Here is a 12,118-nt window from a genome sequence, read left to right as displayed (position 1 = left end):
GGAGACGCGGGGAGGTGGGTATGACGTCGCGTCAGGCGGGCGGCTGCCCGTCGTCGTGCCGGGGCCGGCGGGCGGAGAGGCCCTCGCGGGCCCGGTCGGCGGCCTCGGTGAGCCCGGCGCGGGCCCGGTCCCGGGCCTGCTCGATGTTCTCCCGGGCGTGCCCGAGGTTCTCCCGGGCCTGCTCCAGGCCGCCGCGGGCGCGGTCGGCGAGGCGCTTCTTGACGGCGGAGGCGTACTCGTCGACGTAGTCCTGCCCGGAGAGCCGCTGCAGCTCGCGCATGACGTCGTCGGTGATCTCGCGCAGGGCCTCGTGGTTCTCGGTCTGCCCGGCGTACTGGGGGTAGTGCAGCGGCCGGCCGATCCGGATGCCCACCTGGACGACGTTGGGGATCCGCTGGCCGGTCGGCTGGGCCTTGTCGGTGTCGATCATCGCGCAGGGCACGATCGGGACGTCGGCGGCCACCGCGAGCCGGGCCATCCCGGTCTTGCCGCGGTAGAGCCGACCGTCGGGGGACCGGGTGCCCTCGGGGTAGATGCCGAACAGCTCCCCCCGGCGCAGCACCTCCAGCCCCTTCTCCAGGGCCACGAGGGAGGCCCGGCCGCCGGAGCGGTCGATCGGGATCTGGCCGGTGGCGGTGAAGAACTGCCGGGTCAGCCAGCCCTTGACCCCCCGGCCGGTGAAGTACTCCTGCTTGGCCGGGAAGGTGACCCGGCGCTCGACCATGAGCGGCAGGAAGATGGAGTCGGAGAAGGACAGGTGGTTGCTGGCCAGGATCGCACCGCCGGTGGCGGGGATGTTCTCCCGGCCCTCGACCCAGGGGCGGAAGACGACCCGCACCGCAGGGCCGACGACGATGTGCTTGAGGATCCAGTAGATCACGGTGCTCTTCTCCTGCCGACGGTCAGCGCACGCACTCTACCGGTGAGCGGGCAGCGTGCGAGGATGACCACGTGCTCCCGACCGTCAGGAGGCGCCCGTGACCGAGCCCGGCCACCCGCCCGAGCCCGAGGGGCCCGACGACGTCGACCGGCGCTTCCGCGAGATCGTCGCCGGCCTGGGCACGGACCTGCCCGAGGGACCGGCCCGGCCCGAGCCGCCGCCGACGGGCCGCTTCGGACCGCCGGACCGGGTCAACCCGCCCCCGTCGCAGGTCCCGCCCCGCCCCCGGCCCCCACGTCGGGGCGTGCCGGAGGCCGGGGGGCCGCCCGAGGGCATGGCGACCGACTTCCGGTCCTACTCCCCGCCGGAGGAGGACGACCACTTCGTGCCGCCGCCCGTCCCGCCGCTGCCGGTCGGCGACCTGCACTTCTGGGCGATCCTCGTGGGCCTGGTCGGCGGCCCGCTCCTCGTGGTGCTCTCCGCGGTGGTCCCGGTGCTGGACACCGGGTGGGCCGGTCCGGGCGCGGCGCTGACGGTGGCCGGGTTCGTGCTGCTCGTGCTGCGTCAGCCCCGGGACCGGGGTCCCGGCGGCGACTGGGGCGCCCAGGTCTAGCGGCGCCTCAGAACGTCAGGTCGACCCAGACCGGCAGGTGGTCGGTGGCCTGCTCCAGCGGTGCGTCCGCCACGAGCCGGGGGTCCCCGGGGACGGCCGTGCGGTGGCCGCGGGCGAAGATCGCGTCGATGCGCCGGTGCGGCTTCTGCGCCGGGAACGTGGGCCGGTCGTCGCTGACCTCGGTCAGCGCCCCGGACAGCACCCCCCAGGCGCGCCCGTCCGCCTCCTCGTTGACGTCGCCGCCGACCACGAGCGGCCCGCCGGCCAGGTCGGGCGCCGCCGCCAGCTCGGACAGGACCGTGCGGACGTGGTCGACCCGCTGGTCCTCGTTGAGGGAGAGGTGGACCGAGACGACGGTGACCGGCTCCAGCCCGACCGCCTGGACCCTGGCGACCGTCCAGCTGCGGGGATTCTCCCCCAGACCCACGCGCAGGCGGCGGTCCTGGGAGTCGGTCGCGCGCACCCGCAGGCTGGTCATCATGCCGGTGCCGCTGACCAGCCGGGTGCGCCCCGACCACAGCAGCCCGGTCCGGCGGGCGAACGCGCTGATCGCGTAGTCCGACCCGGGGTAGCGCGGCACCTCCTGCAGCAGCAGCACATCGGGGTCGACGGCGCGGACGACGGCGGCGGCCGCCCTGGCGTCGTCCTTGAGGCCGCGCAGGTTGTAGCTGGCCACGCGCAGGCCGGCGCGCTCGGTGTTCTCGGGCATGGTGCCCATTCTCCGGTATGCCGTCGCGCGCCCGGGCGCCCGCCCCTGCCCCGGGTGCCCGGGCAGGGGCCCGGAAAGGGCGCTCAGGCAGGGATCGTCGAGGCGCGGGCCAGGTCGGCGGCCCCGACCAGGCCGGCGCCCACGCCCAGCTCGGCGGCCAGCACGGGCGGCACCGGCCGGTGGCCGCGGCCGACGAGGCGGCGGGCCAGGGTCTCCCGGGCGGGGCGCAGCAGCAGGTCCCCGGCCTCGCTGGCCCCGCCGCCGACGACGACCGTGCCGGGGTCGAGCGCCGCGACGAGGTTGGCCAGGCCGGTCCCCAGCCACCGGCCCACGTCCGGCGAGCAGCTCGGCGTCGCCACCCGGTCCCCCGCCAGGGCGGCCGCGGTCACGTCCTCGCCCTGCAGCCGGTCGAGGTCGCCGCCGCACCGCTCCGTCACGGCGTCCAGGTCGGGGGCCCCGGCGGCGAGGAGGTCCAGCGCCTCGCGGCGCAGCACCGCGCCGGAGGCGTACTGCTCCCAGCAGCCCCGGTTGCCGCACTCGCAGGGTCGACCGTCGGGGACCAGGACCATGTGGCCGAACTCCCCCGCCAGCCCGTGCCGTCCCCGGTCCAGCCGGCCCTCCCGCACGAGCGCACCGCCGATGCCGGTGCCCAGGGTCACCACGAGCAGGTGGCTCTCCCCGCGGCCGGCGCCGAACCGGTGCTCGGCCCACGCCGCCGCGTTGGCGTCGTTGTCCACGACCACGGGGCGGTCCAGCCGGGCGCGCAGCCGGTCCTGCAGCGGCTCGTCGCGCCAGGACAGGTGCGGGGCGAAGACGACCCGCCCGGCGTCCGCCGCGACGAACCCGGCCGCACCGACACCGACCGCGACGACCTCCCGGCCGGCGGCGGCCGGGGACCGCAGCAGCTCCTCGACGGCCGCCACGACCGCGTCCTCGACCACGCGGGCCGCGGTCGTGCGGTCGGGGGTGTCGTGCCGCACCTGGGTCACGACCCGGCCGGCCGGGTCGACCAGGCCGGCCTTGATCCGGGTGCCGCCGACGTCGACCCCGACCGCCAGCGCGTCCCCGTCGGGCCGTGGCCCGGCGGCCCCGCCGGTCACGTCCGGGCGGCGGCCAGGTCGGCCGCGCCGATCATGCCGGCGGCGTTGCCCAGCTCGGCGCGCACGATCGGGATGATCTCCCGGTGCCCCCGGCCGGTGAGGTGCCGGCCGAAGGCGTTGCGGGCCGGCTCCAGGACCAGGTCGCCCGCGGCGCTGACCCCGCCGCCGACGACGATGAGCGCCGGGTCGAGCACGGCGGCCAGGCTGGCCGCGCCCTCACCGGTCCACCGGCCGACGTCCTCGAGCAGCTCGGTGGCGGCCGGGTCGCCCTCCTGGGCGACCTCGGTGACCAGCTGCCCGGTGAGCCGGGCGGGGTCGCCGCCGCACCGGTCCGAGAGGGTGCCGGCGTGCGGCGAGCCCCCGGCGACGAGGGCCCGGGCCTCGCGCACGAGGGCGCTGCCGGAGGCATACATCTCGAAGCAGCCCTTGTTGCCGCACCCGCACCGGTGCCCGTCGGGGACCACCCGCAGGTGACCCACCTCGGCCGCCATGCCGTGGGCCCCGCGCATGAGCACCGAGTCGACGATGATGCCGCCCCCGACCCCGGTCCCCAGGGTGAGCAGGAGCATGTCGTCCACGTCCCGGGCCGCGCCGAACCGGAACTCCCCCCAGGCGGCCGCGTTGGCGTCGTTCTCGATGACCACGGGCAGGCCGACGAGGTCCTCGAGGCGGGCCTTGAGGGGCTCGTCGCGCCAGGCCAGGTTGGGGGCGAAGACGACCGTCTCCCCCGCCTGGTCGATGAAGCCGGCGCAGGCGGCGCCCAGCGCGGCCACGCTCCCGCCGTCCGCGGCGACCGCCCGGTGCAGCTCCTCGGTGACGTCGGCGACCGCGCGGGCGATGAGGTCGGGGTCCTGGGCGGGGGTCTCCCGCCGCGCCTGGTGCAGCACCCGGCCCTGTCCGTCGACGGCGCTCGCCGCGATCTTGGTCCCGCCGATGTCCACTCCGACGCAGATGCCCAACGCCCGTCCCTCTCCTCGTCCGGTCCTTGTGCGGTCCTCGTCACAGCCTATGCCGTGTGCTGCCGCGGACGCCTCCGGGGCGCGAGTAGGGTGGGCCGCGCACCTCCCCCGACCCCGTTGCGACGAGGAGCCCGCCCGTGCAGGACGTCACCGTCCCCCCGCTCATCCCGCCCACGACCGAGGGCAGCATCTCCACGTATGCCGTGGAGTGGGCCGAGCGCGAGCCCTCGCGGGTGATGATGAGCCGGCCCGGGCCGGACGGCTGGGACGAGGTGACCGCCGCGCAGTTCCGCTCCGACGTCGACGGGCTGGCCCGGGGCCTGGTGGCCGCCGGCATCGAGACCGGCGACCGCGTCGCCGTGATGAGCCGCACCCGCTACGAGTGGACCCTCGTCGACTTCGCGCTGTGGAGCGTGGGCGCCGTGCCGGTGCCGGTCTACGAGACCAGCTCGCGGGACCAGGTCGAGTGGATCGTCCAGGACTCCGGCGCGGTGGCGATGATCGTCGAGGACCAGCACCTGCTCGGCGTGGTCTCCTCGGTCCGGGAGTCCCTGCCCACGCTGCGCGACGTCTGGTGCATCGACGGCGGGTCGCTCGACGAGCTGGTCGCCGCCGGGCAGGACGTGCCGGTGGCGGAGGTCGAGCGGCGGCGGGCCGCGCTCGTGCGGGCGGACCTGGCCACGATCATCTACACGTCGGGGACCACCGGACGGCCCAAGGGCTGCGAGCTGACGCACGACAACTTCATGGGGCTGGCCGAGAACGCCGCGGAGCGCCTGGCGGTCGTCATCAAGGCACCGGAGGCCTCGACCCTGCTGTTCCTGCCGCTGGCGCACGTCTTCGCCCGGTTCATCCAGGTGGTCTGCGTGCACGCCGGGGCCCGCCTGGGCCACACCCCCGACCCGAGGAAGGTGCTGACGGACCTGGCCGGCTTCCGCCCCAGCTTCCTGCTGTCGGTGCCGCGGGTGTTCGAGAAGATCTACAACTCGGCCGAGCAGAAGGCCGAGGCCGGGGGCCGGGGGCGGATCTTCCGGTGGGCCGCCCGCGTGGCGCAGGACTACAGCCGGGCCCAGGACGGCGGCCGCGTGCCGGTGGCGCTGAGGGCCCAGCACGCCCTGGCCGACACGTTGGTCTACGGCAAGCTGCGCGCGGCGATGGGCGGCAAGGTGGACTACGCCATCTCCGGCGGGGCCGCGCTCGGGGAGCGGCTGGGGCACTTCTACCGCGGGATCGGCGTCCTGGTCCTCGAGGGCTACGGCCTGACCGAGACCACCGCCCCCGCCACGGTCAACACCCCCGACATGATCCGGATCGGCACCGTCGGGCGTCCCTTCCCAGGGGTGTCGGTGCGGATCGCCGACGACGGCGAGGTCCAGGTCAAGGGTGTCAACGTCATGCGTGGCTACCACGACGACCCGGAGGCGACGGCCGAGGTCCTGCGGGACGGCTGGTTCCGCACCGGCGACCTCGGGGAGCTGGACCAGGACGGCTTCCTGCGGATCACGGGGAGGACCAAGGAGCTGCTCGTCACCGCCGGCGGCAAGAACGTCTCGCCCGGCCCGCTCGAGGACCGGCTGCGGGCCTTCCCGCTCGTGTCGCAGTGCATGGTCGTGGGCGAGGGACGCCCGTTCGTGGCCGCCCTCATCACCCTCGACGAGGAGATGCTGCCCACCTGGGCTGCCGCGCACGGCCTGGAGGGCCTCACGGTCGAGGAGGCCCGCACCCACGAGGCGGTGCGCGCGGAGGTGCAGAAGGCCGTGGACGCGGCCAACGACACCGTCAGCCGGGCCGAGTCGATCCGCACCTTCACCATCCTCGGGGAGGACTTCACCGCCGAGAACGGCCTGCTCACCCCGTCGATGAAGCTCAAGCGCGGGCGCATCACCGACAAGCTGCAGGACGAGATCGACGCGCTCTACACCCGGTCGGCACCCCGGCGCGGCTGAGGTCAGGGCGGTCACGGCCCGGGCGGTCGCGGCCGGGACTGGTGCGGCCAGGACGGCTCAGCCGGCGGCCCAGCGGCGGTCGTCGACGAGCTCGGCCCGGGCCGCGGACGCCTCCTGCGGCGTGACGAGGCCTGCCCGGACGAACGCGCCGACGGCGGCCAGCTCGTCGCTGTCCAGCCGGACGCCACGGGGGCCGGGGTCGTCCGGGGCCATCGGGACCTCCTTGACCTCCTGGGCCTCCGGCGTGGTGACGGTCGCGTCTGCAGCCACACGGCGCCCAGGACGGGGACGAAGCAGTCACCGCAGTGACGGCCCCGCACCGGGCAGGTCTGGCAGTCGATGGTGGTCGTGGTCATGTGGTCCACCTCCTCGTCCTCGACGCTAGGGGCGGGGTCCGACATACCCCGCTCCAGCGTGTCGGTGGAGGGGGTCTGTCGGAGCCGGCGTCTACGTTCGGGGACATGCAGATGGTGCAGGCGACGTTCGAGGACCTGGGGGTTCCCCTGGCCGACGTCACCTTCGTCGTCGTCGACCTGGAGACCACCGGGTCCTCCCCCGCGGGCTCCCAGATCACCGAGGTCGGCGCGGTGAAGGTGCGTGGCGGTGAGGTGCTGGGCGAGTTCCAGACGCTGGTGCGGCCCGCGTCCCCCATCCCGCCGTTCATCAGCGTCCTGACCGGCATCACCAACACCATGGTGGCCGACGCGCCCTCGATCCGCACCGTGCTGCCGCAGTTCCTCCAGTTCGCCGCCGGCTCGGTCCTCGTGGCCCACAACGCCGGCTTCGACGTCTCCTTCCTCAAGGCGGCGGCCGCCGAGACCGGGCACCCCTGGCCGGGCTTCGCGGTGATCGACACCGTCCGCCTGGCCCGGCAGCTGGTCCACAAGGACGAGGCGCCCAACCACAAGCTGGCCAGCCTGGCCAGGCTGTTCGGCGCCGCCACGACGCCCGACCACCGTGCCCTCCACGACGCCCGCGCCACCGTCGACGTGCTCCACGGGCTCATCGAGCGCGTGGGCAACCTGGGCGTGCACACCCTGGAGGAGCTGCAGTCCTACAGCTCCCGGGTCAGCACCGCGCAGCGGCGCAAGCGCTTCCTCGCCGAGGCGATGCCGTCGGCACCCGGGGTGTACGTCTTCCGGGACGCCCGCGGCGAGCCGCTCTACGTGGGGACGGCCTCGGACCTGCGCCGGCGCACCCTGACCTACTTCACCGCGTCCGAGACGCGCCGCCGGATGGCCGAGATGGTCGGGCTGGCCGAGTCGATCACCCCGATCGTGTGCGCCACCCGGCTCGAGGCGCAGGTGCGCGAGCTGCGCCTCATCGCCGAGCACAAGCCCCGCTACAACCGGCGGTCCCGGCACCCGGAGAAGGCGATGTGGGTCAAGCTGACCGCCGAGCCCTTCCCCCGCCTGTCCATCGTCCGGACGGTGCGGGCCGACGACGCCCACTACGCCGGGCCCTTCACCAGCCGACGGACGGCCGAGGCGGCCGTGACGGCCGTGCACGAGGTGGTGCCGCTGCGGCAGTGCACCGCACGGCTCGCCGCCCGCGCCGCCCAGACGTCGGCGTGCGTGCTCTTCGAGATGGGCCGCTGCGGCGGGCCGTGCGTGGGCGCCCAGTCGGTCGAGGACTACGCCGAGGTCGTCCGCCGGGCCGGCGAGGCGCTCACCGGCAGCTGCCGGGACGTGATGGGCTCGCTGCGGGCGCGGCTGGACGCCCTGGCGGAGCAGGAACGCTTCGAGGAGGCCGGGACCCTCCGCGACCGGATGATGGCGCTGGTCAGGGCCGCGGCGCGGGCCCAACGACTGCGACCGCTGACCCAGACGGCCGAGCTGGTCGCAGCCCGCCCCCGCGACGGCGGGGGCTGGGAGGTGGTGTGCGTACGGCACGGCCGTCTGGCGGGCACCACGACCACCCCCGCCGGGGCCGACCCGATGCCCTACGTCGAGGCGCTGCGACAGACCGCCGAGGTGGTGGGCGGACCGGGGGCGCTGCCGGAGGAGAGCGAGCTGGTGCTCGGCTGGCTGGAGAAGCCGGGGACCCGCCTGATCGATCTGCAGGGGACGTGGACGTGCCCCGTCGACGGGGCCGGCGCCTCCCGGGCCGAGCTGGAGCCGCAGGCCAGCTCCTGGGGCGACCCGGACCACCTCGACCCGGCCCCGGGGCGGCCGTGGGACCGCCCGGTCGGTGCGGTGGCCGGCGTGCCGGGCTGAGCGGGCCGGTCGGACCCACTCCGGCGATCAGGCCGTCGTGGCCAGGGACGTCAGCCGTCGAGGCCCAGGTCGAAGCCGGCGTCGAGGTCCTCGTCGGAGTAGGTGCGGAAGGCGATGTGGGTGCTGGTCTCCAGGACGCCGGCGACCTTGTTGAGCCGGTCGGCGATGACGTCGTGGAAGTCCTCGTGGCGGGAGACCCGGGCGACGGCGATGAGGTCGACGTCACCGGTGACGGAGTAGACCTCGCTGATGCCCTCGATCGCGGCGATCTCCCGCGCCGCCTCAGGGATGCGGGCCACTTCTGCCTTGATGAGGACGATCGCCGAAATCACCAGGCCACTGTAGCGCCCGGGTGGTCGGCCGGTGCCTCAGCCCCAGCCCAGCTCGTGCAGCGCCTCGTCGTCGATGCCGAAGTGGTGGGCGATCTCGTGGACGACGGTCACCGCGATCTCGTCGAGGAGGTGCTCGCGGTCCTCGCACATCCGCACAAGCGGCCCGCGGAAGATCGTGATCCGGTCGGGCAGGGTGCCGCCCCAGGACAGGTCGCGCTCGGTCAGCGGCACCCCGTCGTAGACGCCCAGCAGCTCGGGGTCCTCCGGCGGGGGTTCCTCCTCGACGAGGAAGACGACGTTGTCGAGCTGGTCCATCAGCTCGACCGGGACCAGGTCGAGGGCGTCGCCGACGGCCTCCTCGAACTCGGTCATCGTCAGCGCGGCCGGGTCACCGCCCAGGTCGCCCTCCGCCGCGCCCGACGACGGCGCCCCGTCCTCCGGGAGGGGGACGGGGCGCTCGTCGGGTGCGTGCTCGTCAGCGACGACGACCGGCTCCGATGCTGTCGTCCTCGACGTGCCCGCTGACCGGGGCGCCGGGAGTGTCGGAGACGGACTCCGAGTGCTGCTCGATGCCGGCCGCGGCCTCGGGGGTGTCCAGCGCCTCGTGCTCGCCGTGGTGGTGGGCCGCCGCCAGCTCGGCCGGGGTGACCGGGGCGATCGTGTCCTTGTAGTAGAACCGCGACAGCGCGTTGCGCAGGCCGGAGCCGCCGCCGGGACGGCGCACCCCGTGCTCGTCGACACCGCCGGCCTCGAGACCGAGCGGACGGTAGGTGTCGTGCTGCACCAGGGCCCAGCGCTCGTACTCGTCCATCGGCTCGTGGACCTCGAAGAACCGGCCCTCGGGGGTGCGCACGATGCGTCCGGTCTCGTGGCCGTGCAGGACCTTCTCCCGGTCGTGCCGCTGCAGCGACAGGCAGATCCGCTTGGTCAGGAAGAACACGATGACCGGCAGCACGAAGAACATCAGCCGGAAGAACATGGTGATGTCGTTGATCGACAGCTGCAGCTTGATCGCCAGGATGTCGTTGATCGTGGCCAGCGCCAGCACCAGGTACATCGAGATGGCGGCCAGGCCGACCGCGGTGCGGGTGGGGGCGTTGCGCGGGCGGTCGAGCAGGTGGTGCTCCCTCTTGTCGCCGGTGATCCAGGCCTCGACGAAGGGGTAGACGCCCAGGATCAGCCACACCAGCGGGAGCAGGAGCAGCGAGCCCAGGAAGATGTTCATGCTCCAGGTGGTGCCGAACAGCTCGAACTCCAACCAGCCAGGCAGCAGCCGCAGCGCACCGTCGGAGAACCACATGTAGAAGTCCGGCTGCGAGCCGGCCGTGACCTGGGTCGGGTCGTAGGGCCCGTACACCCAGACCGGGTTGATCTGGACGAGGGCCGAGACCAGGGCGGTGATGCCGAAGACGACGAAGAAGAACCCGCCGGCCTTGGCGGCGTACACCGGCATGACCGGGAAGCCGACGACGTTGTTGTTGGTCCGGCCGGGCCCGGGGTACTGGGTGTGCTTGTGGATGACCACGAGCGCCAGGTGGGCCACGAACAGGCCGACGAGGATCGCCGGGATGAGCAGCACGTGCACGATGTACAGCCGCGGGATGATGGCCTCGCCGGGGAACTCCCCGCCGAAGACGAAGAAGGTCATCCAGGTGCCGATGACCGGGGCGGACATCATGAAGCCGTTCATCGCCCGGATGCCGGTGCCCGAGAGCAGGTCGTCCGGCAGCGAGTAGCCGGCGAAGCCCTCGATGGCCGCCAGCAGCGACAGGACCACGCCGATGACCCAGTTGATCTCGCGCGGCTTGCGGAAGGCGCCGGTGAAGAAGACGCGGGCCGCATGCAGCGCGATGCCGACGATGAAGAACAGGGCCGACCAGTGGTGCAGCTGCCGCATGAGCAGGCCGCCCTTGACCTCGAAGCTGATGTCCAGCGTCGAGGCGTAGGCCTCGGACATGCCGACGCCTTGAGCGGGACGTAGGCACCGTCGTAGGTCACGTGGCCGAGGCTGGGCACGAACCAGAAGGTGAGGAAGGTCCCGGTGATCAGGGCGATGACCATGGAGTACATGGCCACCTCGCCCAGCAGGAAGCTCCAGTGGTCGGGGAAGACCTTCTTGAGGCCGAAGCGCATGGCCTTGGCCAGGCCGGTCCGGTCGTCGATCGGGCCGAGCGCCCGGGGGAAGCGGGCGTCCGCCGAGGCCTGGTTGGTCGGGTCGATCGCCGTCGTCGTCGAGGCGCTCTCCGTGCGCAGGTGGTCGGCCCCCTGCGGGACGTGGGTGGCGCTCATGCGTCGTCTCCCTTCAGGAGGCCGGGACGCTCACGCTCGAAGAAGCTGACGCCGACCGGCTCGCGGAAGCTGTCCGCGGCGACGAGGTAGCCCTCGTCGTCGATGGTGATCGGCAGCTGCGGCAGCGGCCGCCGCGCCGGACCGAAGATGACCTCGCAGTCGTTGGTCATGTCGAAGGTCGACTGATGGCACGGGCACAGCAGGTGGTGGGTCTGCTGCTCGTAGAGCGCCACCGGGCAGCCGACGTGCGTGCACACCTTGGAGTAGGCGAAGACCCCGTCCACGCCCCAGTCGAGCTGCTTCTGGCTCTGCACCACCGAGGGGTCGAGGCCGACCACGATGACCTGGGCCTCCGCCTTGACGATGAGCAGCTCGTCGGCGGGCAGGTCGTGCGCCGCCTCGCCGACGTAGCCCTCTGGCATGACGTGGAAGACCGACCCGCGGGTCACGTCCGCGGCCCGGATGGGAGTTCCGGACGGGTCGATCATCAACCGCATGCCCGCCTCCCAGACGGTGTCGTAGAGCTCGCCACGCGGACGCGGCCCGAGACCTGCGACGACGGGCACCACCAGGGGAAGGGCGAACAGGCCCAGCGCCCCGCCGGCGGAGCCGAGGATCGCGGTGCGGCGGTTCAGCTGGGAGCTGCGCCACCCGTGCGAGAGGGTCTGCGCCACGGCCTGACGGTCGTCGTCCGGGGAGGTCTGGGGGTGCCGCTCCTCGACCTGCTCGACGTCGGGCATGAGCGTCTTGGACCAGTGGATGGCCCCGAGGCCGATGCCGAGCAGGGACAGGCCCATCGTCAGGCCGAGGACGACGTGGAAGAGGTTGACCTCGCCGATGCCGATGATCGTCCCCTTGAGCTCGGGGTCGATCGCGAAGTAGGCGACGAGGAACAGGATCGAGGAGATCGCCGAGATCGTGAACAGCACCACGACCTGGGTCGCGGCCCGCCGAGCGGCCTTCTCGTCGACGTCCGCGCGTCGCGGCACGTGCGGCGGCAGGCCCGGGTTGGTGAAGCGGTCCTGGGGCGCGGTGCCGCTCAGGGCCGGCAGGTCGTTGTAGTAGGTCGCCACC

General features: G+C 73.7%; 11 protein-coding genes and 1 pseudogene. 3 read left to right on the top strand and 9 right to left on the bottom strand.

The features are described 5' to 3' along the window. Window positions 1-31: 31 nt before the first annotated feature. Window positions 32-880, bottom strand: coding sequence for a lysophospholipid acyltransferase family protein (locus BJF81_RS14365; protein ID WP_075958916.1), 849 nt, complete (start codon window positions 878-880; stop codon window positions 32-34). 97 nt (window positions 881-977) lie between these two features. Here BJF81_RS14365 and BJF81_RS14360 point away from each other — a divergent pair, with 97 nt between their 5' ends. Next, window positions 978-1,493 carry a hypothetical protein gene (locus BJF81_RS14360; RefSeq protein ID WP_075958915.1) on the top strand — a complete coding sequence of 172 codons (516 nt, stop codon included), beginning with the start codon at window positions 978-980 and terminating at the stop codon, window positions 1,491-1,493. Window positions 1,494-1,500: 7 nt separating this feature from the next. Here the strand turns inward: BJF81_RS14360 and BJF81_RS14355 are convergent, their stop codons facing one another. The 3 genes from BJF81_RS14355 to BJF81_RS14345 all read right to left on the bottom strand — a co-directional run bounded on the left by BJF81_RS14355 (window position 1,501) and on the right by BJF81_RS14345 (window position 4,261). After that, window positions 1,501-2,202 carry an endonuclease/exonuclease/phosphatase family protein gene (locus tag BJF81_RS14355; protein ID WP_075958950.1) on the bottom strand — a complete coding sequence of 234 codons (702 nt, stop codon included), beginning with the start codon at window positions 2,200-2,202 and terminating at the stop codon, window positions 1,501-1,503. 83 nt (window positions 2,203-2,285) lie between these two features. Then, complete coding sequence (locus BJF81_RS14350; RefSeq protein ID WP_075958914.1) at window positions 2,286-3,302, bottom strand: ROK family glucokinase; 1,017 nt, start codon at window positions 3,300-3,302, stop codon at window positions 2,286-2,288. Next, complete coding sequence (locus BJF81_RS14345; protein ID WP_075958913.1) at window positions 3,299-4,261, bottom strand: ROK family glucokinase; 963 nt, start codon at window positions 4,259-4,261, stop codon at window positions 3,299-3,301. Before BJF81_RS14345 ends, BJF81_RS14350 begins: the two co-directional genes overlap by 4 nt. Before the next feature lie 137 nt (window positions 4,262-4,398). Here BJF81_RS14345 and BJF81_RS14340 point away from each other — a divergent pair, with 137 nt between their 5' ends. Then, window positions 4,399-6,207 (top strand): AMP-dependent synthetase/ligase, encoded by a 1,809-nt coding sequence (locus BJF81_RS14340; protein ID WP_075958912.1) that lies wholly within the window; start codon window positions 4,399-4,401, stop codon window positions 6,205-6,207. A 57-nt stretch (window positions 6,208-6,264) separates the two neighbouring features. On the opposite strand, the gene BJF81_RS17720 is transcribed toward BJF81_RS14340, so the two are convergent. After that, a complete protein-coding gene (locus tag BJF81_RS17720; RefSeq protein WP_075958911.1) occupies window positions 6,265-6,477 on the bottom strand; it encodes a hypothetical protein in 213 nt (70 codons plus the stop codon). A gap of 191 nt (window positions 6,478-6,668) precedes the next feature. Between BJF81_RS17720 and BJF81_RS14330 the strand changes: the two genes are divergently transcribed. Then, the gene (locus tag BJF81_RS14330; protein WP_075958910.1) at window positions 6,669-8,423 is read left to right on the top strand and encodes a DEDD exonuclease domain-containing protein; all 1,755 of its coding nucleotides are present in this window, start codon (window positions 6,669-6,671) and stop codon (window positions 8,421-8,423) included. Window positions 8,424-8,473: 50 nt separating this feature from the next. On the opposite strand, the gene BJF81_RS14325 is transcribed toward BJF81_RS14330, so the two are convergent. From BJF81_RS14325 to qcrA, 4 genes and pseudogenes are all read right to left on the bottom strand, one after another. Next, entirely contained in the window at window positions 8,474-8,755 is a 282-nt protein-coding gene (locus BJF81_RS14325) for an Lrp/AsnC family transcriptional regulator (protein ID WP_075958909.1), read from the bottom strand. Window positions 8,756-8,791: 36 nt separating this feature from the next. After that, entirely contained in the window at window positions 8,792-9,127 is a 336-nt protein-coding gene (locus tag BJF81_RS14320; RefSeq protein WP_075958908.1) for a metallopeptidase family protein, read from the bottom strand. 103 nt (window positions 9,128-9,230) lie between these two features. Beyond that, window positions 9,231-11,044, bottom strand: a pseudogene (qcrB, locus tag BJF81_RS14315) (cytochrome bc1 complex cytochrome b subunit). Next, on the bottom strand, window positions 11,041-12,117 hold the full coding sequence (qcrA, locus tag BJF81_RS14310; protein WP_075958907.1) for a cytochrome bc1 complex Rieske iron-sulfur subunit: 1,077 nt from the start codon (window positions 12,115-12,117) through the stop codon (window positions 11,041-11,043). Before qcrA ends, qcrB begins: the two are co-directional and overlap by 4 nt. Window position 12,118: the final 1 nt, after the last annotated feature.

It is taken from the genome of Ornithinimicrobium sp. CNJ-824 (assembly GCF_001942405.1).
GTDB classification, from domain to species: Bacteria; Actinomycetota; Actinomycetes; order Actinomycetales; family Dermatophilaceae; genus Ornithinicoccus; species Ornithinicoccus kibberensis.
Note: the sequence above shows the minus strand (reverse complement) of the source record. Positions and strands in the feature narration are given on the sequence as shown.

Excerpts from the sequence above, each read along its gene's own strand:
- BJF81_RS14355 (WP_075958950.1), bottom strand. The coding sequence starts at position 2,202 with ATGCCCGAGAACACCGAGCGCGCCGGCCTGCGCGTGGCCAGCTACAAC.
- BJF81_RS14330 (WP_075958910.1), top strand. The coding sequence starts at position 6,669 with ATGCAGATGGTGCAGGCGACGTTCGAGGACCTGGGGGTTCCCCTGGCC.
- BJF81_RS14320 (WP_075958908.1), bottom strand. The coding sequence starts at position 9,127 with ATGACCGAGTTCGAGGAGGCCGTCGGCGACGCCCTCGACCTGGTCCCG.